This is a genomic window from Bradyrhizobium sp. 155, from assembly GCF_023101105.1.
GTDB classification, from domain to species: domain Bacteria; phylum Pseudomonadota; class Alphaproteobacteria; order Rhizobiales; family Xanthobacteraceae; genus Bradyrhizobium; species Bradyrhizobium canariense_D.
On the sequence record NZ_CP064704.1, the window covers coordinates 3,040,051 to 3,064,590 of the forward strand.

General features: G+C 59.9%; 19 protein-coding genes. 6 read left to right on the forward strand and 13 right to left on the reverse strand.

Translation table 11 applies throughout. The features are described from left to right. Positions 1-10: 10 nt before the first annotated feature. The 4 genes from IVA93_RS14775 to IVA93_RS14790 all read right to left on the reverse strand — a co-directional run bounded on the left by IVA93_RS14775 (position 11) and on the right by IVA93_RS14790 (position 4,422). Positions 11-1,417 carry a sensor histidine kinase gene (locus tag IVA93_RS14775; protein WP_247789839.1) on the reverse strand — a complete coding sequence of 469 codons (1,407 nt, stop codon included), beginning with the start codon at positions 1,415-1,417 and terminating at the stop codon, positions 11-13. A 456-nt stretch (positions 1,418-1,873) separates the two neighbouring features. After that, positions 1,874-2,071 (reverse strand): hypothetical protein, encoded by a 198-nt coding sequence (locus IVA93_RS14780; protein ID WP_157643029.1) that lies wholly within the window; start codon positions 2,069-2,071, stop codon positions 1,874-1,876. A gap of 278 nt (positions 2,072-2,349) precedes the next feature. Continuing rightward, positions 2,350-3,348 (reverse strand): hypothetical protein, encoded by a 999-nt coding sequence (locus IVA93_RS14785; RefSeq protein ID WP_198293380.1) that lies wholly within the window; start codon positions 3,346-3,348, stop codon positions 2,350-2,352. Between the two features lie 231 nt (positions 3,349-3,579). Next, entirely contained in the window at positions 3,580-4,422 is an 843-nt protein-coding gene (locus tag IVA93_RS14790) for a hypothetical protein (RefSeq protein WP_247789840.1), read from the reverse strand. A 234-nt stretch (positions 4,423-4,656) separates the two neighbouring features. Between IVA93_RS14790 and IVA93_RS14795 the strand changes: the two genes are divergently transcribed. After that, a complete protein-coding gene (locus IVA93_RS14795) occupies positions 4,657-5,265 on the forward strand; it encodes a hypothetical protein (protein ID WP_231190730.1) in 609 nt (202 codons plus the stop codon). Positions 5,266-5,354: 89 nt separating this feature from the next. Here IVA93_RS14795 and IVA93_RS14800 read toward each other — a convergent pair whose 3' ends face one another. From IVA93_RS14800 to IVA93_RS14840, 9 genes are all read right to left on the reverse strand, one after another. Beyond that, complete coding sequence (locus tag IVA93_RS14800) at positions 5,355-6,941, reverse strand: class I SAM-dependent methyltransferase (protein WP_247789841.1); 1,587 nt, start codon at positions 6,939-6,941, stop codon at positions 5,355-5,357. A 5-nt stretch (positions 6,942-6,946) separates the two neighbouring features. Beyond that, complete coding sequence (tssH, locus tag IVA93_RS14805) at positions 6,947-9,586, reverse strand: type VI secretion system ATPase TssH (RefSeq protein WP_247485943.1); 2,640 nt, start codon at positions 9,584-9,586, stop codon at positions 6,947-6,949. A 97-nt stretch (positions 9,587-9,683) separates the two neighbouring features. Next, on the reverse strand, positions 9,684-10,748 hold the full coding sequence (gene tssG, locus IVA93_RS14810; RefSeq protein WP_018457638.1) for a type VI secretion system baseplate subunit TssG: 1,065 nt from the start codon (positions 10,746-10,748) through the stop codon (positions 9,684-9,686). Continuing rightward, a complete protein-coding gene (tssF, locus tag IVA93_RS14815) occupies positions 10,712-12,679 on the reverse strand; it encodes a type VI secretion system baseplate subunit TssF (RefSeq protein ID WP_018457637.1) in 1,968 nt (655 codons plus the stop codon). The genes tssG and tssF overlap by 37 nt, the downstream gene beginning before the upstream one ends. A gap of 1 nt (position 12,680) precedes the next feature. After that, positions 12,681-13,229, reverse strand: coding sequence for a type VI secretion system baseplate subunit TssE (tssE, locus tag IVA93_RS14820; RefSeq protein ID WP_026233415.1), 549 nt, complete (start codon positions 13,227-13,229; stop codon positions 12,681-12,683). Between the two features lie 181 nt (positions 13,230-13,410). Then, positions 13,411-13,896 carry an Hcp family type VI secretion system effector gene (locus tag IVA93_RS14825; protein WP_018457635.1) on the reverse strand — a complete coding sequence of 162 codons (486 nt, stop codon included), beginning with the start codon at positions 13,894-13,896 and terminating at the stop codon, positions 13,411-13,413. A gap of 49 nt (positions 13,897-13,945) precedes the next feature. Beyond that, positions 13,946-15,448 carry a type VI secretion system contractile sheath large subunit gene (gene tssC, locus IVA93_RS14830; RefSeq protein WP_018457634.1) on the reverse strand — a complete coding sequence of 501 codons (1,503 nt, stop codon included), beginning with the start codon at positions 15,446-15,448 and terminating at the stop codon, positions 13,946-13,948. Positions 15,449-15,464: 16 nt separating this feature from the next. After that, positions 15,465-15,992 carry a type VI secretion system contractile sheath small subunit gene (tssB, locus tag IVA93_RS14835; protein ID WP_026233414.1) on the reverse strand — a complete coding sequence of 176 codons (528 nt, stop codon included), beginning with the start codon at positions 15,990-15,992 and terminating at the stop codon, positions 15,465-15,467. Between the two features lie 124 nt (positions 15,993-16,116). Then, positions 16,117-17,430 carry a type VI secretion system protein TssA gene (locus tag IVA93_RS14840; protein ID WP_249808161.1) on the reverse strand — a complete coding sequence of 438 codons (1,314 nt, stop codon included), beginning with the start codon at positions 17,428-17,430 and terminating at the stop codon, positions 16,117-16,119. A gap of 348 nt (positions 17,431-17,778) precedes the next feature. On the opposite strand from IVA93_RS14840, the gene tssI reads away from it, so the two are divergent. Genes tssI through tssL form a run of 5 tightly spaced genes read left to right on the forward strand, consistent with a single transcriptional unit; the run spans position 17,779 to position 24,509 of the window. Continuing rightward, positions 17,779-19,647: a type VI secretion system Vgr family protein gene (gene tssI, locus IVA93_RS14845; RefSeq protein ID WP_085348546.1), complete on the forward strand. Its 1,869-nt coding sequence runs from the start codon at positions 17,779-17,781 to the stop codon at positions 19,645-19,647. A gap of 5 nt (positions 19,648-19,652) precedes the next feature. Next, positions 19,653-20,216 carry a DUF6931 family protein gene (locus tag IVA93_RS14850; RefSeq protein ID WP_085383668.1) on the forward strand — a complete coding sequence of 188 codons (564 nt, stop codon included), beginning with the start codon at positions 19,653-19,655 and terminating at the stop codon, positions 20,214-20,216. A gap of 12 nt (positions 20,217-20,228) precedes the next feature. After that, positions 20,229-21,599: a type VI secretion system-associated FHA domain protein TagH gene (gene tagH, locus IVA93_RS14855; protein ID WP_247368055.1), complete on the forward strand. Its 1,371-nt coding sequence runs from the start codon at positions 20,229-20,231 to the stop codon at positions 21,597-21,599. A gap of 49 nt (positions 21,600-21,648) precedes the next feature. Next, complete coding sequence (gene tssK, locus IVA93_RS14860; RefSeq protein WP_018457628.1) at positions 21,649-22,986, forward strand: type VI secretion system baseplate subunit TssK; 1,338 nt, start codon at positions 21,649-21,651, stop codon at positions 22,984-22,986. Next, positions 22,983-24,509 (forward strand): type VI secretion system protein TssL, long form, encoded by a 1,527-nt coding sequence (tssL, locus tag IVA93_RS14865; protein ID WP_026233411.1) that lies wholly within the window; start codon positions 22,983-22,985, stop codon positions 24,507-24,509. Before tssK ends, tssL begins: the two co-directional genes overlap by 4 nt. Positions 24,510-24,540 lie beyond the last annotated feature (31 nt).

The window sequence follows — 24,540 nt, forward strand, 5'->3', positions numbered from 1 at the left end:
TCCCGTACCGTCATTGCACCGAAGCGGGGGCGGAGACGGGCATTTCCAGCTCGAAAACGGAGCCCCTGACGTCCGATTTGACCAGCCTCAGCTTTCCACCGCACCTTCCGACCAGGTTGGAGGAGATGGCCAGCCCCAACCCCATACCGCCTTGTTTCGTCGTGAAGAACGGATCGAAGATGCGCTCTTGGTGACGGGGTGTGATGCCGGTGCCGGAGTCTTCTACGGACAAATGGACCGTTGCGCCACCATCAAGGCTGGTTTTCATACGGAGCTGTCGTTGATCGGCGGGGACAGAACTCATTGCGTCAAGCGCGTTTTTGCAGAGGTTCAGGACAATCTGCTGAAGCTCAGTGCCGCCCAGAGCGACTGGGGGAATGTTGCCCTGAAACTCCGTAATTACTGTTACGCCATTGGCAAGAAGATCGTGCCTCAACAGTCTCAGCGCAAGCTCGGCGACATCCTCGACGTTTGCTGAAGCGCCGCCCTGCGCCGTTTTGATTGTCATCTCGCGAATGTTCGATATGATGTCAGCGGCGCGGCTGCTGTCCGCTTCGATGTCAGACAGGATGTTCTCGAGGTCCTCCAGTTCAAGGGGGGCAGCTCGCAGGTGACTCAGGCCTGTCGCAGCATTGAGCGAGATGGCCCCCAATGGCGATCTTAACTCGTGGGCGATCGCGCCAGTGACCGCGTCGATGCTGAGAAGCCGGTTCGCTCGTTCGCGTCGTTGCAGGGCAATGACGCTGGCAAGGCGCGAATAGATAAACATCGTTTCGATGAGCAATACGGTCAGCAACATGCAACTGCCGACGAGAACGAAACCGCGTGCTGCGTACCAACCGATGGTGAACCGAACCGAGCTGCCGATGATTGCTACCAGAAAGTTCGGCAAGTAGGCGAGCAAAGTCACCATCAGCCAGAGGTCAAGAATGGTGCGCATGCGTGCAAACAAAACGGTGAGAGCAGTCAGATTCCATAGCAAAAGCATCAGGTTGACCTGATTGCCGAGAGGGGTCTGGTGCCTGACGTCGTTCACGTAGAAATTAGGAAGCCATTCGGCTTTCGCGTTCACGATCCACGTCAGTCCTGCCACGGCGGCGCCGATGCACCCGACAACTATTATGATCGCGGCTGTTGCAGGTTTGCCTGGTCTGCCGCCGGCGGAATGATCCTTCGTGAACCCGTAGCCGAAAATCGCCGCGGGGAACGTTGCGTGCCATAGCACGTAAAGCCAAGCTGGGCTGTTCAGTCCATCCCCAATGACACCCGCGGAAGCGTATCCGTTCGGAAAGGCGAGCGTTTGCAAGAATGCGAATGATCCGCTGAAAACGTATCCGCTTGCCAGTGCGAGAAGTGCCCGTTGAGGCTGGATCGAAAATTGAGCAAATAGCAGGGCTGCCGTGATGAACTCGGCCAAGGCCAACGCGCCTGCAACACTGGAACGAAACCATTAATCTGGCCCAATTGGATCCGGGCGAACGGCGCGATGACCGCTGCAAGGACGATGAGCAAGACGGCGACACCCACCGCCCAGGCCTTTTGACGAGGGGTTGCGGGGATGTTCGCGATGATCAGTGGGAATTCTTGCTCATCATCGTAACCGGGCTCGGCGGCTGCGTTGGCTGATCGCTGGCTCGCTAGCGCAATGCCCGGCCCTGATGCTGTCGCACCGCCGACAAGTCCCATGAACTTGCGCTGGCTCATGCCGCCTCCGGGCCACGAGACAGCATCTTACTCGTCCCCACGCCCGTTGAAAGCCCGTAAGGGCAGACCAGGTTGAAGCCCCTCCGAGGAACGATCATGAAGCTTTGCGCCGCGTATACACCGGAATCCTGCAAGGACTGTGCGAAGCTTGCTAAAGCTTTCCCCAACCTTAATCCACAATAGTGTCGCGCCGGTTCACCGCGCCGGGATAATCATCCGGATCGTTGCTCGCCGGTTGAGCCCGGCAACACACCGGAAATTCGCCATGCGGGGCAATGTGCTGGTGTCGAGTTTGCTTAGTGTAGATTTGAACCTCGATCGATGATTTTGCGGTCTGGATTTCGTCGGCGGCTGCGAGGGCGAGCAAATTGTACGTCGAGCCCAGGCTATTCTGACCGCGGTTGTCGCGAGCTATGCGCCGCGCGCTAGCGACGCAGAAAACAGTCTGCCAGGACGTCGATTGCCTGTCGCATGGCGGCCGCGCAATTCTTCTCCGTGTGCTTGCGCTATGAAGCTGACCAGCACGCTGGACAAGTCGTAAAACTACTCTCGGAGAGAGGAAGAATGCGCTACCGCACCGCGTCGAATTATCGGCGTGTTGGTGCATCACTTGAGTAAGCTCCCGACCACTCCCTTGCGGCGGACCTACTCCAGGTGCCTTGCGCGCAGATCTTGAAGGTCCTTTTTCAATGCCGCCAGATCCAGCCCGCGAGGAAAAGTGAGGCGTCCAGATCGGATCACGAGCCGGACGTACGGATAGCGTTCCTCGGCAAGCATCGGCAAACTGATTTTGTATTTGTGCCAATCTTCAACGATGTGTGCCTGTTGCTCGACGTTGTATGAGTCCCAGGAGTCGCCGGGCGTGTACTCGTAGCCGGCACCGATTGTCTGCGCCCAGAAGGAGCGCGCCATCGTCCAGTTCGAATCGTTGAACGCCTGCCACACATGGGTCATTTCGTGCACGAAGAGGTCGCAAATTCGACCGAAGTTGTCGCACAGGAGGCCGAAGGTGGGGCTAGGAGATGCCAGGTTACTGAACGCGACATTGCCAAGATTGATGGCATACCGCATGCTCGGCACCATGGGATTGCTTCCTCTAAAGAACGGTCCGTCGTTCGTCCACGGTCTTCCGCCTGCTCCCAGGCCGTTGGTAATCGCGATCGTCTCCCACGGCGGCAGGGTCGGGCCAAAGACGTTGCGCGCGAAATCCCGTTCGCTGACGTCCAGCACGCGGGCGAAGTCGGGTCGGCTTCCTTCACATGCCGGTGGGATCGGGGCCACTGGTGTGGGCGCAACCGGTGGAATGGGCGCAATCGGCGGGGGAGGCGGCGTACCTGGCGGTAGATAGATGAAGCCGCCTTTCCATCCACCTTTCCCGCCGGTCGTACCGGAAGAAAACGCAAAATTCTGGCGGTCGGGCGATATCGCGCGGCAGCCTACATACTCGGCTAGGTACCAGTTCACCTGCCTTGTGGCTTGTTGGAAATCGCGCTGTTTGACGAGCTTGATGCCCGGAAAATTGAACTCGATGAGGTCCCATGGATCGATGCCGATCCGCTTGGCGAGGGATATCCAGGTCTCGCCTGCCGCCACCGCATGTCGCGTTCCCGCTGGCGGTACGTAGCTTGCGACGACAGGCTTCAAGGGCCTTTCCTGGTTCGGCAATGTAAGGACCTCCCTTGCTGAGTCCTGCAGAACTACTCTTGCCACCAATATTCATTGGTCGCCGTTACCTTGAGGCGGTTCGATGGTTCCATTCATTCGGACCGCGAACAGGTAGGCTAGGGAGGAGCCTCATTCGTAGCTTGGAGGCGTGGACAATCGAACCAGCAATCCCCGCTTTAGCGTCGGCCTTTTGACCTCGAGCCTAGCAGGTCATGCGTGCCGCTCGCTCACGGTTCCGGAGCACTCGAAACCGCCGAAAATTCCGCAGGAGCCGGTGACCGTGACGCGCAGATCTTTGCGCTGGTACATGTCGACCGAAACGCCCACGCGCGAAAAGTCGTTCGCGCTGTTCGGCAATATCAAGTCGATGTGTTCGGCCGCCCAACGCGGCACATGTGAGTTGCTCTTCCAGAACAGCTCATTGCCGGCGTGGTGCATGAAGTTCGGCCCGACCGTAAGGGCACCGTCCACGCCCTCGAACACGAAGCCTGTTTCGTCGATGTGCACGTTCACCCGGTCGGGTGCTACTGCGAAATGCAGCGAGGTGATGTCCTGGGGCTGCGGGTCTTTGCCGAATTGCGAGCTGTAGGCATCACTCCATTGTCCGCGGTCGCGTCCGAGCCCGAAGCCGTGCCGGCCCGGGAGATCCCGCGTTGAGAGTGGCTTGTCGGACAGCTTTGGGCGCCAGATCTCCCGAAACCCCTTGCCGATCGTTGCCGCCATCGACAGATCGAGAGCCCAATGCGACGCCTTTTCCGGGCTTTGCCCTTCGGCGAATGCGTCGAATCCGTCCGTCGTCTTGGCAATGCGCAGCTTCTTGATCAGCTCTTCCCAGTCCTTGGGCAGGAAGGTGACGCCGTCGAGCGTGGTCGTCGCGGCAGCGACACCATACTTCTCGAGTTGGTGTCGGATGTAGGGCTTCTCGTCATAAAGGCGCACATTCGGGTTGGCGCCGGCAAAGTAATTCTTCAAATCGATCTGCGGTCGCAGCATGGTCAATCGCGCCGCGATCTTCCGGTAAGTGTCGGTCGTCGTCGGATCGGTCGTCGTCATGGCGCGCCCTCCGTGGCAATCCTCACCTCAGATTGGTCTCGCCCGAACGGGTTCGGGTTCAATGTCTGCTCGTTCTATGAAGTTACCGAACGCCCCATGCCAATTACGGCAAGAGTCAAACCCCTATTGCCCCAGCACCGATGCAGTTTGAACCCGCCAACTGGAATCGGCGACCACTATGCAGGGGGTACTTTAAGCGGCGAGGACGATCAGATGTCACTGCGAGGCAGGGTATTGGATATACTCAATGGGCCGGCGGTAGCACGCATTCGTTTCCGATTTCCGATCCGCGGCAGCCACGTGACGATTGCGCCGCAAACGTTCCATCACGTCGCCCGCGCGATCCGGTTGGGGCGGGTCACCGTCAGGGCTCCGACGGATCTCGCGGCAGGCGTTGCCGCACAATATAACGATGTGGCGAGAACCAGGGCGGACGGCACAGCGGTCGCTGCGAACACGCTGGAGGTCGTGTCGGCGGCGGGGCGGATGGACGGAGCCTATATCGTCCATGAGAGCCTGCATGCAGCCTACGATCTGTTGCGTACCGGCCTCGACGCCAATGCCGAAGAGGCGTCCGCGTACGTCTGCACGGCGCTCTATTGCCGCATGACCGGCCTCCCGCGGCCGCGCTGGGCCAACGGCCCGATTTACGCCAATGCCGCTGAGGTCGCCAAAACGTTACTGTCGCAATACCAAAAGGGCGATCCTGGCATTCCCTGGGTCGGCGAGAGTGAATGGCGGATGCTGCGCGCCGGCGTGGGCCTTCATCCGGTCTATACCAGCGGACCCGGTGGTATTCTCACCGGATGGCTGCTCGGCCAGCAGTACACCCACGATGGCTGAGTGATGGGCACCTCGCCTGTTTCGGGAGGTAGCAGATCTTCTGGTTCCTTCCGCCACTCCTTCCACGGTGCCCGGCGCACATGAGCGCGTCAGGCGATTAGCAAGCCCAGCTTGCCGACCATCGCAAGCGAGCGTTGAACGCTTTCTCGCGTTGATAGCAGCAGCGGCTCGGCGGGCTTCCTGGCACGATCCTTCTGACCTACCTGGATGGTCGGGCCGAATTTCTCGGTCATTTCGGCCGTGATCTGGTCGATAGTCCGCGTACCATCGAGCAATTGCAGGAAATCCCTGGTTCGGTCGTCCTCCAACTGCACGGTTTGGTGGAGGAGATTGGTGACGAGCGGACCTGTTTGCGCTTGTTTTCGCGCGAGCAGGCTCGCCTGCGGATGCTCGGTCGCTTCCGTCAATAAGAAGGGACGCGACAGCAGGAACGAGACCTCGCCGCTGCAAGCTAGGATAAACATCGCCTCGGTCAACGCCTTTTGGTCATCATCTGCCTGCCCGCCGCCAAGCAGCACTCGCGCCCCATCGAGCAATTCGTCAAATGACAGCGCGCGAGGCCAAGCGCGGCCGAGGCATAGGTGCGCCGCCTTCAAGAGCGAATTGGTCACCGTGATCCTGCTACCGTCCTCATTTTCGAATTCCATCGCTGAATCGTCCGTTACGCAGGCGTCCGGATCAACCGGGCTCGTCGTGCTCAGCAAATAGAACCGGGTGACGAAATCGAGGTCGGTCTGGCGGGAGAGCGAGACGTTGTCGTGGCAGAGCAAGGTACGGCGAAAGCCGTTACCGTCGATAAAGTCCTGATACTGATCGCGTGCCATGAACTCGGTTTCCGGGAAGCGTTGCAACGTCGCGCGTACCTCCTCGGAATAGCCCGCCAGATTGCGTCGCGAGAAATCGGCGTCGCTTAGATATTGCAAGCCATGAGAGCCTGCAAGCTCGACAACCTCGTGCAGCAGGAAGGCCTCGGCGCCTTCGTCGAGATCGTCATGAAACAACAGCTCGTCGGGCGCCTTGAGGACGCGGTTGTACTGATCGCGCATGATCGCGCCGTGAACCGAGTTGGCTTTCGATCCCTCGCTCAAGAACTTCAAGATTGCGCGGGCCTGTCCTACTTTTTCTTTCATGCCGGTGAGGCGGCGGGTGTGATACCGCATCATGTCGCGGACCATGTCGCGCATATGTGAGTACGGGTGCGCATTGTAACTGACGTAGCAGACCCCCTGCGGCGCGAGGTTCTGTTTGAAGATCATCATCATCTTCTCGCGCACCGCCGGTGGCACCCAGGAATACACGCCATGCGCGATGATGTAGTCGAACCGTCCGAAGCTTGCATCGACATTCATGATGTCGCAGTGGAGAAGCTTGATGTTCTCCAGGCCCAATGTAGCGACATTGTTCTGACCGCGCTCGATCGTCACGCCGCTCAGGTCGACACCGACGAATTCGCTGTTCGGGTATTGAAAGGCCATCGGCAACAGGTTGCCGCCGACGCCGCAGCCAAGCTCCAGCACCCGGCAACGCTCGACCGGCGCCGGCTGCATGCCGTAAACGGCGGCCATGGTAGCAAGATGGTTGGGATGAGTAAGCCCATAAACATGGCCCGGGTAGTAGACCTCGTCGTATGGCGTTGGACCGATGTTTGGGTGACGATGCTCGGTTTGAATGTTCATCGTGCTCAATTCCACGAATATGCGAACTTGTTGTTGTCGATCGAGACACGTGCTTCCTTCACCTCTTCCTTGGCGAGCGACTTGCTGAGGAATTCGCGCGACAGCTCGGGGAGCAGGGTGTTGGTGATGATGTTGTCAATCATTCGCCCACCGGAGTCGGGGTCGTTGCAGCGCGACACAATGTGCTCGACGACCGCGTCGTCATAACCGAAGGTCGCGTTATGATTGTCGCGAAGGCGCCTTCCGATGCGGTCGAGTTGCAAACGCACGATCCCGGACAGCATCTCGTCCGATAGCGGGAAGTACGGTATCGAGACGATGCGTCCGAGCAGCGCCGCTGGGAACACCTTGAGCAACTCCGGCCTTAGCATCCTGGCGAGCTCTTCCGGCTCGTCGCGATACTTTGGATCGCGTGATAGGCCCATGATCATATCGGTGCCGACGTTGGTGGTAAGGATGATCAAAGTGTTCTTGAAGTCGATCCGTCGCCCGTTGCCGTCCTCCATGGTTCCTTTGTCGAATACCTGAAAGAAAATCTCATGGACGTCGGGATGAGCTTTCTCCACCTCGTCGAGCAGAATGACGCTATAGGGCTTGCGCCGGACGGCCTCGGTGAGGCGCCCACCTTCGCCATAGCCGACATACCCGGGAGGTGCGCCTTTCAAGGTCGAGACGGTGTGCGCTTCCTGGAACTCTGACATGTTGATCGTAATCATGTTTTGCTCGCCGCCATAAAGAGTCTCGGCAAGCGCCAGGGCGGTTTCGGTCTTGCCCACACCGGATGGGCCAGCCAACATGAATACGCCGATCGGTTTCGACGGGTTGTCCAGCTTAGCGCGGCTGGTCTCAATTCGCTTGGCGATCATTGTCAGCCCATGGGACTGGCCGACGACGCGGCGGTTGAGGATCTCCGGTAGCTTCAGCACGGTTTCGATCTCGTCGCGCATCATCCGGCCGACCGGGATGCCGGTCCAATCAGAGACAACGGACGCCACCGACTGCTGGTCTACATGGGCATAGACCATTCGCTTTTCCGGATTGATGGTCTCAAGTGTGTCGAACTTGCCGCGCAGCTCCGCGCGCCTGGCAGCCGGATCTTCGCCTTCCTTGGGCCTGGACAGGATTTCACGAATGCTGCGGATGTCCTTGATGAGCTCCTGCTCGACCGCCCAATCGCCATCGAGGTTCGTCAGCTTGTCTTTCAGTGCGGCGATGTCGTTGTCGATCGCGACAATGCGCTCGTTGTCCTCTATCCCAAGGTCGCCGTCGCTGACGAGCGCAGATCTCTCAGCTTCACGAGCGGCAATCGCCACGCGTGCATCCTCGATCAAGGCCGGCGTCGCGCTCTGGCTGATGGCTACGCGTGCCGAGGCTGTATCAAGCAGGCTGACCGCCTTGTCCGGCAACTGCCGTGAAGGAATGTATCGGTGGGACAGGTTGACTGCTGCGACGATCGCAGCATCCGAAATGCGAACGCCATGGTGCTTTTCCATCGGACCGAGAAGTCCGCGAAGCATGATGCAGCAGGTCTCCACATCAGGTTCATCGATCTGGATTGGCTGGAAGCGCCGGGTGAGTGCGGGATCCTTCTCGATGTACTGGCGATATTCCGCCCATGTGGTGGCGGCGATCGTACGAAGCGTGCCACGGGCGAGGGGAGGTTTCAGGAGATTGGCCGCATCGCCGGTACCGGCGGCGCCGCCGGCGCCGATGAGTGTGTGGGCCTCATCGATGAACAAGATGATGGGAGTAGGTGAGCTCTGGACCTCGTCGATCACCGACCGCAAGCGCTGCTCGAACTCGCCCTTCATGGAGGCGCCGGCTTGCATCAGGCCGATGTCGAGTGCGCAGAGCCTTACACCGCGCAGCGGTGGCGGCACGTCGCCGGCGGCAATGCGCTGCGCAAAGCCTTCGACAACTGCGGTCTTGCCGACGCCAGCCTCGCCGGTGAGAATTGGATTGTTCTGCCGCCGACGCATCAACACGTCGATCAGTTGGCGGATTTCTTCGTCCCGGCCAAGGATCGGATCCATTTCGCCCGATTTAGCCTTGGCAGTGAGGTCCTGGGAGAACCGGTCGAGCGGCGTCGTGCCCTTCGGACCAGCTTGGGCCGCGCCTTCCGTGCCGGCGCCAACCAGGCCCGATCCGTCCATCGGCCGCATGTCCTCCTCGTCGGAGCCGGTCCAGACAGCGCGGCGTTCCGCCGCCAGTGCGTCGACGTTGACCTTGGCAAATTCTCGCGAGAGGTTGTTCAGCGTGCGACGAATATCGTTCGATTTCAGGCCGGCAACGAGCAGATGACCGGTGCGGATCTGGGTCTCGCCAAAGAAGAGTGTGGCATAGTGCCAGCCGCGATCGAGCAGATCGATGACCGAATTCGCGACGCCCGGCATGTCGGTCTCGTTCTTAGAAAAGCCGCTGATCACGCCGGCCAGGTCCGACAATAAGCGCGCCCGGTCGAGCTTGTAGTGATCGACCGAGAGGCTGAGATCGTTGCCCTCCTGCTGCAGAATATGAAACAGCCAGTGCGCAAGCTCGACGTTGCGATTGCCGGCGCTCTTTGCGTGGCGCAGGGCCTGTATGAAGGCATCATAGCCGGCCCGGTTCAGCTTGCCCGTTACAGCTTCAATGCTGATGTCGGTCACGGCGGCTCCTCCTGCTCAACTCCTCCGCGGATGCTTGTCATCATGCGGAATTGGCTTCAAATTCCATAGCATTAGGCGATCAGCACTATGGATAGGTTCAAATCGCCGTGGCATTGGCTGCGGCGCTCCGGCGGGATCTCAATCGCTCCCCGAGCTGAAAGCGGGCATCGCGGCGATATTCTTCTGTGGAGGCCCAGTTCGGCGAGACCCAAGAAGTCCATCCAAGTCGACCACTTTGTCCGAGCCTGACCGGTACAACCTCTCCGGCAGGAATGGCGAGCTCTACCTCCCATTCCAATTCGTCGCCGACATAGAAGAAAACGGCGTCGGCCAGTGGCTCCGACAGGTTGGGTGTTTCGGTCGGCAGGAATTGTTCGTACTGAGCAAATGTTCTGACAAAGACCCGAACTCTGATCTTGTCCTCGACGCTGAACACGCGCGAGCCCAGAAGGGCGTCCTGACCGAGCCTCGCATGCGTTCCGCCGAGCCGGCTGCAGTGACTTGGGTCGAACGAGAGCCAAGTGCCGACGAATTCGTCGATCTCGACTTTGACCTCGAACAGTCCTTGCAGGAATCGCGTCAACCGTGATGCACACTTCGCCCTTGGCGCGACCAGTCCAGCGAAGCTGAGCTTCGCCATGTCCGGAACGGTATCGCGATCGGCGAAAACATCGGTGCCCAAGCCGGCGAAGGAGCCGACATAGGCAATGAAGCGATCGTCCGCCGGGCGGTCGTGCTGCGCGATCGGGCGCGCGTCGGCCCAGGCACGAAAGAAGAGTTGCAGGAAGCGCCCGTTAAACAGATCGAGAAAGCGCGGGAAAGCGTCATCCCGCATCAGCCACCAGCTGAGGCTTTCGTCGGTGGTGGCAATGGGCAGGGCGCCCTGCGGGCCCAGGAGGCCGAGAAATTTGACGAGTATCCTGAGCCGGCCACTCTGGTCGTCCACGGCCGCGAGATTCGAGGCGGGAAACTCCAGATAAGGCACTTGGCCGAGGTCGACATATTCGTCGCGGCGCGCGGCACTGTCACCGATCCGCGGTCGATCCGGGTTGGCGCGCTCGAACTGGCGTAACGTATGGAAGAAATCGAAACGCCAGGGCTCGGCCTTCATCTGGTCGATCAGGGTCATAGCGGTCTCCGCGTGCCCATGCGCGGCGGCCATCGCATGATCTCGCCGCGCTCCGGCGTCGAGATGACCGTCTGGGTGAAGGTGTTGAAGCCGGAATAGTCGGCAAAGAAGCGTTCCAGGATCGCCCCGAGCAAGAACACGCCGCTGCCCTCAAATGCCTTCTCGTCGAGTGTGACGATAATCTCTAAGCCACGTGCTGCGCCGCTGCCGGTGCGCTCACGCACGCGTCGCACGATGGGGCGGCTTTCTATGCTGCGCACGCCGCGGATCTTGCGTTCCGTGGCGTCGTCGAATTGGTCGGCGAACAAGGACAGCATCTCGCGCAGCGCTCCGGCGTTCTTGCCGCCACCGCGCTCGACGAGCCCAAGATAGTTGAGGCTGAGCATGTTGATGAGCCGCCAGCTGACAACGCCGCTGTTGACGATTTCGCTGCGGCTGCGCAATTGGGCCACCACCGGCTCGCGCGGCGGAGTCGGACCAGCGACGCACATCAGATCAAGAGATGTGTCGTCCAGCAAACGAAAATCGGCGCCGCCCTGGCCGACCGGCAAGTGCTCCGTGAGATGGCGATTGGAGCAGAGAGCCCGAACGCTCAGTTCGGCGACAGAGCCTTTGCCGCTCAATTCACCGGGCTCGAGCAGTGACAGGAACATGTCCGTCCCGGTGTAGTCTGAGGAGGCGCCGTATGTCTTTTCTTCCACTGTGCGGCGCCGCGGCAAGCGGCGCACAGTGAAATAAAGCCTGTCGGCCGACCCGCCGCTCCGGTCGACGGCGGCCGAATATAGCGGGCGCACGGGGCGCTTATCCTTCTCTGCCGGAAGGTGTGCGTAGACTTCGAGCACCTGGTGCGGTTCGTATTCCAGATAGCGGCTGCGATCTGGCACCACATGGTACTCGTGCGTATTCGACTTGACCGGAATACGGTCACTCGTCTTCTCGAACAGATTGATCGCCGGCGCGGTATAGAGCCTGAACGTCTCGGGGCGCACCGAGGCGGCCAATCGTGAACTGTGTTCATCGAATGCGAAGACAATATCGATCGATTTGCTGCGCAGCCGTGACATCACCCCGCGAAGTCCGGTGAGGGTAATGCCGAGGAACTTGCGTGGAAACATGAAGTATTCACGCAGCAATTCCGAGCCACGAAAGATCCGGTTATCGTTAGGAAATAGAGACTCATTCTCGTCGAAACCAATTTGCTGCACGCTGTCATGGGGGGCACGAGTCACCACCGGATCGCCAAAGTCGTCGAGATGCCGGAAGTAGACCCCCCTGCAATTCGAGATCAACTGCTCGTAAAGCGCGATGGCGTCGGATTCCGCACCGGACAGGTAGATCGGAAGCTCGCTCACGCGGCAGCCTGCGAACCACGTTTCCGGCTTGGTCCGAGCCTCCGCGTCCGGCGGCTCGTCCTCGAGCCGGGCCGCACTACGATGGGTCAACGATAGCCTCAGCCCCGCGATGACGTCACTGTCGATCGGGATACCAAGCGCCTGCAGAGCGCCCGCCGTCGAGAAATACTCGGCGCTTGTGACGTCAAATGGCCAGAGCACGATGTCGCGGCAAAGTCGAAACCGGCAGGAAAGACTTCGCTCTCTCTCGCGATAGGTCGCGTCGAAATAGGCGCCGCGCGCGATCTTCCTGCCGTCACGCAGCGCCGGGTCGGCATAGGGTGGCCGTGCGGTCACCAGCATGGCCGAAGGTGTCGGCGCAAGATAGTTCGGTACCAGTTGCTCGAGCAGGTTTGCAGTGAATTCCGGGAACTCGTGCTTGAGCTTGAGTTGAACGCGGGCGGCAAGAAAGGCAGCGCCTTCCAGCAGTCCCGTGATCATCGGGTCCGAGCGGTCTCGGATCAGGCCGCCGAGGCGCTCTGCGATACCTGGATATTCTTCGGCGAAATCTCCCGCCTGCTCGTACAGCAATGACAGTTCACGATTGTAGAAATCGAGGAATTCGCGATTCATGCTAAAGTCGATTGATCTGGATGTCGCCGCTGTCGAGATCGACGTCGGCGACAAATTCCACGGGGACGTTGAGCGGCTCAGCTTTGAGGTCGGCGTGAACGATGAAGCGCAGCTTCAGCTGCTCAGGGCCGACCGAGCCGTCGCGACGAACCCGAATCGTCTTGCGGTCGAGTCTGGGTTCGTAGGTCGCTAGCGTCTCGCGCAACGCGTCGGTGAGTTCGTCGTCCGTAACCTCGTCGATCGAGCGGTGGGCGATATCGGGGAAGCCGTAGTTCAAGATCGATCTCCGGACGCAATCCCGGTCGCTCAGATCCAAAGTCGATTCCAGAGCAATGGTATTGAGAAGGGCTTCAAGGTCATGAGAGATTTCCCGCCGCAACAGCGTTTCCGAGATGGGAAAGCGGCCGGCGCTACGCCGTCCGGCAATGACCCGTTCACCGAATTCATCGCGCAAATTGAGCTTCTTGCGCGCATCGCGAGCTTCATGAGCCAAGCGAAAGGCCAGCATTAGCGGGGGAGAGAGACGATCCCTCTTTGGAGTAATGGTCATTTACCTTCCCCAAGATGCCGGGCCCGCTATGCCCTTTCGCGGAGCATCAGCTGGTCTCCAGGATGGTTGTCGCCTCGGCAGGCGGTCGTGCTCGTAACCGCTCCCGCCGAGACGTCAACGCAATCGCACCGTGCGGCGCCGGCTCAGCTAATCGCAACCAACGCCAAGCAGAAGCCGACGATCAGGCCCATTCCTTGTTGGCGGGAACGTCCCAGCCAAACACCGGCGCCGCTCCAGCGCCGCCTTTTTCCGTCTGGGTCTTGTACGTCATCTTGACCTTGGCGAAATTCAGACTCACGTTTTCAGTGAGGCGATCTTCGCCGTGCGATCCGCCCGTCGATACACTCGTGACCAGAATGTGCTTCATCTCGATCTTGAGATACTCCAGCGGATTTTCGCCCGCCTTGCGCACCGTGAGGATCGCCGTATCAATGTGCTTGCCGTTCGCACAGACTTTGAAAAGCTCCGGCGTGGCCTTGTCGACGAAGTGCGTGAAGTGCAGGTCCTGGATGCTGACCTTACCGGCACCGCCGCCCGAACCGCTGTGGAAAGTGCCTGACTGGCTCTCGCCGAAAGACCAGCTCAAAATATCGATTTCGTCCTTGTGCTTGTCGTCCAGCGACTCGCCCTTAATCGGATCGAGTTTCAGGAAAATGTCGACAGCCATAGCATAGTCCTTTCAAATTTCTGCATGTTACGGTTGCGATGCTGCGGCGTCAGGAGCCGGGGCCGGGAAGGCGCGAAACCAGACTGAGGCCGACGTCCATCGCCTCCAACTGAAAGTGTGGACGAAGAAAGAAGCGCGCGTTGTAATATCCCGGGTTCTCCTCGTTTGCTATGACCTCTACCTTCGCAGCGGCCAGCGGCTTGCGCGCCTTCTGAGCTTCTGACGACAGGGCTGGATTGGCATCAACGTACTCGTTGATCCAGGTCTGCAGCCAGACCGTCAGCTCATCCTTCTCCTTCATGGATCCGATCTTGTCGCGAACCATGCACTTCAGATAGTGCGCAAAGCGAGACACAGCGAACATGTAGGGCAGTCGTGACGACAGGTTATCAGAGGCGGTGGCATCCACGCCTTTCTCGCCGAAATACTTCTTCGGCTTGTAGAGCGACTGAGCGCCGATGAACGCCGCCTTGTCGGTGTTCTTGCGATGGATCAGCGGGATGAGGCCCGCCTTCGCAAGTTCGTGCTCACGGCGATCGCTGATGGCGATCTCGGTCGGGCATTTCAGGTCGACGCCGCCGTCATCGGTCGGGAACGTGTGCGTCGGCAGGTTGATAACTTCACCGCCGGACTGCACACCGCGGATGCGCGTGCACCAGCCAAACTCCTTGAAGGCGCGGTTGATGTTGACGGCCATTGCGTAGGCGGCGTTGATCCAGCCGTATTTGTCGCCGGTGTGTCCGTCCGTCTCCTCTTCGAAGGCGAACTCTTCCACGGGCTCCGATTTCGCGCCGTAGGGGAGGCGGCCGAGCGCGCGCGGCATGCACAGGCCGAGATAGCGCGAGTCGTCCTGATCGCGCAGTCCCTTCCATGCGGCATATTCCGGCGTGTCGAACACCTTGCCGATGTCCCGAGGGTTGGACAGCTCGGTCCAAGAGTCCATTCCCATCAGCGTCGGCTCGGCGCCGCTGAAGAAGGGGGCGTGTGCGGCGCCGGCGATCTTGCTGAGATCGCGGAGCAGTTGCACATCGGTGGGGAGGTGACTGAAATAATAGTCGCCGATCAGGCAGCCGAAAGGCTCGCCACCCAGCTGGCCGAATTCATACTCATAGATCTGCTTGAAAAGGGGGCTCTGGTCCCAGCGTGCATCGGGATAAAGCCGCAGATTTCGATACAGCTCGTTCTTTGAGACGTTCATCACCCGGATTTTCAGGTTGGCGTCGGTCTCGGAATTGAAGACGAGGTAGTGGAGACCGCGCCACGCACTTTCGATTGCCTGGAACTCAGGTGTATGAAGAATCTCGTTCATTTGCGCGGTCAGCTTCTGGTCGATCCGCGCGATCATCTCCTCGATGGTGTCGAGGACGTCCGACTTTATGACGCTTGTGTCCTTCAACGCCTCTTGAACGAGCGTGGATACGGCGTTTTCGACTTCGGTCGCTGCACGTTCAGTGCGCGGTTTGAAGCTTTGCTTTAGCAGGCTGGCAAACTCATCAGCTTCGACGGTTTTGACTTGGGTAGGGCTCTCTGTGTGAACAGCTTCTTTTGCCATGGTCCCCATTCCTTCCTTAGCTCTCGGTGCCAGGTTCGCTCGACTGGCTTGTCGCGCGTTCCCGCAGCGCTGCCATCAGTTGAGGATCGGCGAGAAGTTTTTTCAGCTGGTCCTCGGCGGCCACCTTGCCGTCCATGTAGCGCAGCAGGTTGGCGAGTTGTTCGCGTGCCTCGAGCAGCTTGGCGGTGGCCGGCACCTGGCGGGCGACTGCCACAGGAGTGAAGTCTGCCATCTTGTTGAAGCGCAAGTTGACCGAGATCTTTTCGTCGGAACCATCGCTGAGGCGATTGGCGACGCGCGCCGTCACGCCGGGCTGGATTGCGGCCATGCGGTTGTCGAAATTGTCCATATCGAACTCGAGGAACTTACGCTCCTCGACCTTAGACTTCTCGATGCCGGGATTATTGCCGGAGAGGTCGGAGAGGACGCCCATGACGAACGGCAGCTCGATCAGCCGCTCGGCATCGTAAGGATCCTCGTATGTTATGTGCACGCGTGGTGCGCGGTTTCGTCGAATGAATTTTTGACCGCTGTCAGTAGCCATGGTTCCCCTCCCTGCGAAATCGCATCAGAAGCCAAATTGCACGACGCAGATTGACTAAGGCGTCTCAACTTGCGGTCGGCAAAACATCCTTATGTCCAGTTAGTGCCTTCGAGAGAAAGGTGGTTCAATACGATTTGTCGATTGTCTTGAGAGCGCCCTCAGGAAGGACATCATTCAAAAGGCTGAGGAAATCCCGCTGTGCGAGGTCGCGCGCGCGATCGACCAAAAAGGGGATCGGGCTGGACGGCTCCGTGGTTCGGAAAAACGACGCCACCTTCGTCAGCAGACCCAAGGCCTGCGCTCTATTTTCCACCGAAAAAACAATATCTTGGGCGCTCTCATCCGTCGTTGATGAGAGCGGGGTCGCGAGCTCCGCCATCCGTTCGATCGGCAGGTCGAAGACTTTGTCCCGCCCGATGTTGATGGCAGCGCTCTCCACGTGGGACGGCACCAGCATCCGCATCACTTCAATAAATGATTTGCCGACCATCTCCTGCGCTTGACGTACCAGCAACAGCGCCGGGTTGGATGGTTCCATTCGGGCAAAATAGGCGGCCGCTGCGCCGAGCGCTGCGGACGCCTGTGCAGATGAAGCAAACATCGTGGTTGCGTCCAACGGCACCTGCGTATCGACGGGACCGGCATCTTCCGCAGTTGCGGCAATCGCCACCGGATCACGCAATGCGACAAGACCCGCAAGCCATGCAGCCATGCCGTCAACCAAGCCGGAGAGCCTGTCGAGGCTGATAGGTTGCCCCGAATTCATCTTCTCACGCCAGGTCGCCTTGATACCTGCGATTTCAGCAGCGACCGCGGAGCACCGCGCGCTGATTGCCTTGAGAGTATCGAGATCCGTCTCGCTGACGATGCGCTCGATAGTCGCGAGATCGAGCCCGTCGGCGTCGGCATCGCCGGCGGGAATTTCGCCTTGCGCGATTTGATAGGCACGGTAGTTGAGGTTGCCGTGTCTGCGGTTCTCGATCAGGGGGAGGAACTGGAGCGGGTTGATCACGGTCGGAAACACGTCGATTGCTTCGACCGTGACGGCCCGAAGCGCGTAGTCGCCGTTCTCACCCCTCGGATGTACCGCTTCCCACTGCTCGCGCAGCAGCAAGTTGGTCGCCCTCAGGCAGTTAAGAAAGCCGTCGAGATCGCGGTTGAGGATTGAAAACTTCGCGAGCAGCAGGTTTAGGCGCAGATCGCGGGTACGCGCCAGGAGGGGCTGTGCAGCGGCAAATTGGCCGGCAAAATCGACTGCCTTTGGATCGAAGCGTCCACGCTCCCCATTGGCATTGACGACCTCGAAGAACGACATTGGCAGCAGGGATTCCGCACCTGCGAAGAAGTTCAGATATTGGACGTCTCCGATGGCGTCGAGATCCGGTCCGCAGGGATCGTCAGCGGTAATGGGCAGCGTCAGGGAGGCGACATCAAGCATGCGAGGATCGTCCATCTGCTCGGTCACGGCCCCGCTGCCGAGCCGTGACGACTAAGGGATCGCGCGGGGCGCATGATCCGATTCTATACCTATGGGTCAGATGCCTGCTGATCTTGGTTCATTCCCGAAGATCATGCCATTTTCCCGTGAACCGGCAAGCTCTTGGAGCCGACTACTTGATGGCCAGGGTGGTTCTTTGGACGGCTGTCGTGAAACGTCAGGGGGCCAGCCCCGGGGCGGACTTGCCGGTACTGCCAATTGGCGGGGCAGGATTTCCGCGGATCTTGCATACGTCTGATCAGCTCTTTGCAGCGGGTCATTCGATCGAAGGAGGGAGTTTAAGCCCACATGGGCCAGCTTACTCAGGATACCCGCCTCTGCGAACTCAAGACGCCTCTTGGCAAAGACGTTCTGGTTTTTGCCGGATTCGAGGGCTCGGAAGGTCTCAGCGAACTGTTCGAGTATCGCATAGAGTGTCTCAGTGAGGATGCCGACCTCGACTTCGACCGAGCCATCGGTCAGCAATGCACGCTGACCATAAAGCTGCATGAAAAGGAGCGCGAGTTCAGTGGCATTCTGACGGAGGCCCAGTGGCTCGGGGTAAGGAACGACTATTTTAGCTACCGGATCGTGCTGAGGCCCTGGTTTTGGCTGTTGTCGCGGACCACCGATTGCCGGATCTTTCAGGACAAGAAAGCGCCCGACATTATCAAGGAGGTATTCAACGAACGCGGCTTCACCGATTATGAATCCAAACTGACCGAAGAGGGGTCCTGTCCGAAGCTCGAATATTGCGTTCAGTACCGCGAGACTGACATGAATTTCGTGTGCCGGCTGATGGAACAGCACGGCATCTACTACTTCTTCAAGCACGAGGGCGGCAAACATACGCTGGTGTTGGCGGATTCCAAATCGTCGCATAGCCCGATCAACGGTCTTGCTACGATTCCCTATATCCCGTTAACAGGGGCAGATCGTCGAGGCGAGCAGCATATCTACGAATGGGTCTCGGAGCGCCGGTTTCGAACCGGCAAGATCGAGCTTAACGACTACAACTATCAAAAGCCCAACGCGCAGATGATCAGCGACGCCAAGGGCTCCGAGCACTACACCCGGTCGGAGATGGAGTTTTACGACTATCCAGGGAAGTTCAAGGAAAAATCCGACGGCGAGCGCTACGCGAAGATCCAGCTCCAGGCCGAGCAGGCAATGGACCGAAGGCGCCGCGGCAACGGCGACGCCGTCAACCTGTTCCCCGGTGGGTTAACGAAGCTTGAAAAGCACTCCAAGGATTCGCAGAACGTGGAATATCTCGTGGTGCGAGCCACGCACTCGTTCTCGATCGAATCTTATCGCACCGGAGGTCCGAGCGACGCCGGGCAACACGTCTATTTCGGCAGCTACGAGTTTCTGCCGAGCGATCGGCCGTTTCGAGCGCCAATGACGACGCCGAAGCCAAGGATCAATGGCATCCAGACTGCCAAGGTAGTGACCAAAGACGACAATTCGAGCGAGGAAATCGACGTCGAGTCGCTCGGCGAAATCTATGTCCGCTTTTTCTGGGATCGCAAGAAGAAGCGGTCGTGCCGGTTGCGCGTCGCCCAGGTTTGGTCTGGCAAGCGCTGGGGCGGTCAGATTATCCCACGCGTCGGGCAGGAAGTCGTTGTCGAATTCCTGGAAGGGGATCCGGACCGTCCCCTGGTGATCGGCACCGTGTACAACGACGAATACAAGCTGCCTTACGATCTGCCGTCGAAAAAGACGATTGGCGGCTTGAAGTCGGACTCCACCAAAGGTGGCGGCGGCTTCAACGAGTGGAGCTTCGAGGACAAGAAGGGGTCCGAGAAGATCACGGTGCATGCCGAGAAGGACCATGACGTGACGGTCCGGGACACCGAGACACGGACCATCGGCGAAGCTGCATTCGGCGGCGATACCCGCAAGACCACGCTCAAGAAAGGCAATGACAAACTCGATATCGAATTGGGCGGTCAACACATCACGCTGGCCATGGACCAGTCTGTCAATGCGGGCATCAGCATCACGCTCACGGCCAACGCCAATATCACCCTGCAGGTTGGTCCCAGCCAGATTATCCTGACCCCGGCGGGCATCGTCATCAACGCGCCGACGATCGCCATGACAGCGCAGGCCGGCATGGCGCTTGCTGCCGGCGGTCCGCTGGTCGCTCACGGCACTCCAACTCTTGTCGGCTGACGATCATGGGGCAGGTTCGATTCGGAACGGTACAGGATCTGTTTCAGGCCTATCCGTTGGCGCGCTATGATGTCGGCAGAGCCGACGCTGACAAGCCTTCGCTGGATTTCCTTCAGGAGGCCGCCGACGCGTGCAATTGGCACGCGGCCGTGTCTTATTGTGCATACCTACTTCCAAGGCGTGTGGCAATTGGCTGGGGATGTCGCTCTCTGCGACGGATGTTCGATCATTTCGATGCCAGCGATAGCAGGTCGCTCAATATTGTGGAGACCTGGGTCCGGCAACCGGACGAGCAGTCCCGGAACAAGGCGCTGGCTGTCGGCAATGCCAACGATCCTGAGCAGCCGGCAACGTGGCTGGCGCTGGCGGCCGGCTGGTCCGGCGGAAGCGTGGTTCCCCCGGAATTTGCGCCCGTGGAAGCCAAGCCAGATCAGGCCGCACGGGCGGTGCGTACAGCACTGCTGATTGGCCTCTGCCGGCTCCCCCGTGACTTCCGGGACCAGATAATGACGTCGTGCCTGGAGGATGGTATTCAATTGGCACGCGGCGAACCGCGCCCTCCGCGCTAACGAGACGATGTGATGGTGCTTCGCTTTAATATCGAGAACGAACCGAATCTTCCGGACGGCGGACCTGTGACGTTTACGGTCACCGGCAGGCGTTCGGTCGATATTGGCCGGGACCGTCACCTCGACTGGACGCTGCCGGATCCGGCGCGGACTATTTCCGGAAAGCATTGCGAGGTGCACTTTCGCGACGGTGGCTATTGGCTGCACGACGTCTCGACCAACGGCACCTTTCTCAATGGTGCCGACCAGCGCATGCGGGGGCCGCACCGCTTGCGCGACGGCGATCGGCTCACGATCGGCCACTACATCATCGGAGTTTCGCTGGAGGATGAGGCTGGCGGGCGTATCCCAAATCAAGCGGCGCAACTGCACGAACCCTCGGTCCAGCAGCATGCGGATTACGGAGAGCTTTGGACGGCCGATCGTGACGTTCCGCCGCCGATCGATCCGCAACTGTTGAAGAAGCCACGCGAGGCGGCGCGGCCCGTCAATCCGGGGTTCCTTGATTGGGCAGCGAGCGTGCCGGCGCCGGGTGTAGACCCATTTCGATGGTCATCGCCGACGTCTACGTCCCAACCGTCCGTGCAGGACGATGACATGAACTGGGCAGCCGGTCCGGTCACCGCGCCGAAACCGCAAGTCGAGCGCCCGCAAGCCATCCCGACTCCACGCCGGCCGTCGGTTTGGATCGATGATGAACCAGTCGCTGCCCAGCCGCCAACATCGCCATCGCACCCGCAGGTCGAGACGGCGCAAGCAGCAGACGAGCGACCTGTCGCGGCCAAGCCAGTCGGTGGTACCGAGTTCGCGCGACTGGTGGCGCGCGCTGCGGGATTGCCGGAGAATTTCTTCGCCAGCAAGTCCGATGCCGAACTCGCCGAACAGCTTGGCATCATCTTGCGTATGACCGTGGACAATCTGATGGCGCTGCTGCAAGCGCGAACCCAAGCCAAGCAGCTGACCCGTAGCACCAGCCAGACCACCGTCCAAGCCCTCGAAAATAATCCGCTGAAATTCTCGCCGACCTCGGAGGAAGCGATGCGCATTCTCTTTGGGCCGCCGACACGCAGCTATCTCGATGCACAGCGCGCCTTTGCACAGGGCTTCAGTGATCTCAAGTCACATCAGTTGAGAACCTATATGGCGATGCAGCACGCTGTCCATGAGCTGATTGCGGGCATAGATCCGACGCTGATGGCGCGCGAGCTCGAGCTTCAGCGTGGCGCAAGCTCCTGGCTCGGCACGAACAAGGGCAAACTCTGGGACGAGTTCTTGACGCGCTGGAAAGCGCATCTTGGCCGCGAGAACAACGCGCCGATCGAAACCTTTATGTTGCTTTTCTCGAACTATTACGACCGCGGTGATAAGCCCGGCTCAAAGTAAACTCTCGGCGACCCACGAGGTTGCCTACAATTTCTAAGTGGATATAGGAATGTCTTGGTACAGCAAGGTCTTCTGGTCGGAAGGTTTGTTTCTGCGGCCGCATCATCTGCAGCAGAACGACCGCTACATCGAACACTTGCTGGAAAAGCGCGTTCGCTACACGACACCATACCCTTGGGGCTTTGCCGAGCTAGAGATCGATAGGGATCTTACCGAACAGAGCAAATTCGCGGTGCGCAGTGCGTCCGGCCTCATGCCGGACGGTACGCCGTTCGATATCCCTGCGGACAGCCCAATACCCGAATCGATCGAGGTGCCGGAGACGGCTGCAGGCCAGATCGTCTGGCTGATGATGCCGGTCGCGGCGCCAAACACCCGCGAGGTCGACGAGGACCGCACCGACAGCGCCAGTCGTTATGTTCGCACTTCGGAAACCTTCATCGACTCGACCTCGGCGCTCCGCATCGAGGAAGAGATCGACATCGCTTATCCGCGCCTGTCTTTCGAACTGCGCAAGACGAGCAAGCCCGGATACATGGGCCTGGGCATCGCGCGCATTCTGGAGGTGCGCGACAAGAACATCCTGTTCGACGACAAGTTCGTGCCGCCGATGCTGGTCTGCGCCGCGCATCCGATCATCGATGGCTGGCTCAACCGCATCATCGGCTGGGTTGAGACTAAACTCGACGAGTTGGCGCGTTACGCCGTCGATCCGTCATCCGGTGGTGGGTTGCAGAGCGTCGACTATCTGGTCCTGCAAGTGCTGAACCGTACCATTCCCGTGCTGACTCATTTCCAGCGCTCCGGCAGCGTTCACCCGGAGCGCCTGTACGAGGAATTGCTGAGGTTCGCGGGTGAACTTGCGACGTTTTCCACGGCGGAACGGCGGGCGCGCAACTATCCGGCGTACAATCACGACGATCTCGAGAACGTCTTCACACCCTTGGTGAGCGACATCCAGGACTTCTTGAGCGCGCGGCTGGGTCGGCGGGCGATCCGCCTGGAGATCATCGAGCGCGCACAGAATGCGTTCGTATCGCCGATCCGCGATCGAGCGCTATTCCGAAATGCGACCCTGGTGCTGGAAGTTGCCGCACGGCGGCCGCTTGTGGAGATCCAGAACGATTTCCCGCACCTGTTCAAGGTCGGGCCGAACACAAAGATGAACGAGATCGTGCACGCAAACCTGCCGGGCCTCACGTTGGCGCATTTGCCGACGCCGCCGCCGCATATCCGGGCCATCACGGATCACGTCTATTTCTATCTCGACCGCAAGTCACCGCTGTGGCCCGAGTTCAGTACGGCTGCGTCGATCGGAATGCATTTTTCCGGCGACTGGCCCGAGCTTGAGCTGTATCTTTGGGCTATCCTGGAAGACAGGCCATGAGCGACAAGGACAAGCCGGTCAATCCTTTCGGGCGGGGCGAACGGACGATCATCCGTCCCAACCCCGGCGGGAAGTTGCCGCCGGCGCCGATCTCTCAACCTCCGCCGGGTGGGGGGCCCGCAGCACGCCCAGCCTATTCGCCATCACCCGTACCCTCTCCCGGCACGCCGGCCCCACCACCATCCTTTTCGCCCGTTCCACAGGGCTCGAACTACGCCTCCGCGCCGGCCAGCCATCCAGCCGAGGAATGGATTTCGACACCCGCGCAAGGCCAGGTGCCGCAACCCTTGATGCCGCCAGGGCCGCCGTTGCGCGTTGACGATCTGGTCGCGCCAAATGCCAATCCGGTGATGCGCGCTGCGGGCCCGTTGCTGCAACTGCTCGGTCGGTTGCGTGTGGCGCTCATGCGAGCGTCGTTCGCCAGCCTGATGGAGCAGGTCGCAGACGCGATCAAATTCTTTGAGAAGGACATCCGTTCAGCGGGCATTTCCGAGCACCAGGCCAACACAGCAAAATACATCCTGTGTGCCACTGCTGACGATATCGTGCAGCACATCCCAACCGAAGAGCGTCACGTCTGGACGCAATATTCGATGCTGAGCCGGTTCTTCGGCGAGCGTGTCGGCGGCGTCCGTTTCTTTGAGATCCTCGACCATTTGAAGGTTGATCCACTGGTCAACTATCCGGTCCTCGAACTTCAGCACGCCTGCCTTGCGCTTGGTTTTCAGGGCATCCACCGGACGTCAGGGGGCGGACTTGCGAACCTGCAACTGATCCAGCGCAACCTCTATGAATTGCTGCGCCGGGTTAGACCGAAAACGATGAGCGACCTGTCGCCCAACTGGCGCGGGCAGGCGCTGGCGGGGCGCCGGCAGCGTCTGCGTGTTCCGGTCTGGCTCGTGGCAGCCGTGGTCGCCGCGCTGCTGACCGGGTCCTATTTCGTTCTGCGGACGCTCCTCGCTGGACGGGCAGAGAATGCTGCTGAGGTGGCGCTCGCGCTCCATCCGGCCGGTCCGATCGAACTCAAGCGTCAGGTCGTTGCACCACCCCCACCGCCGCCGCCTCCGCCGCCGCCGGATCGCATTACCCAGTTGCAACGCATCCGCAATGCGCTCGCGAAGGAGAACACCGCCTGCGCCATGACGGCGGACCAGACCCCCAGCTTCATCGTGATCAGGGTCTGCGACCTGGCCTTGTTTGCGTCGGGCCAAGCGACCATCCTCGACGGCTTTAAGCCGATCGCTCTCCGCGTCGCAGCAACCCTCGACAAGGAGCCGGGACGGATCCGGGTCGTCGGCCATACTGACAGTTCGCCGATCCGCACAGTCCGCTTCCCGACCAATTTCGAGTTGTCGGTCGAGCGCGCCAAGGCGGTTGCCGCGGCACTGAAACCTGGCTTGAACGATGGTTCGCGCGTCGACGTCGAGGGCAAAGGAGCAGATGCGCCGATTGCCAGCAACACAACGCCCGAGGGACGTGCCAAGAACCGGCGCGTCGAGATCTTTATCGAACGCAGCGAATAGGCACACACCGCCGGATCAGGTGGTTTTGCGA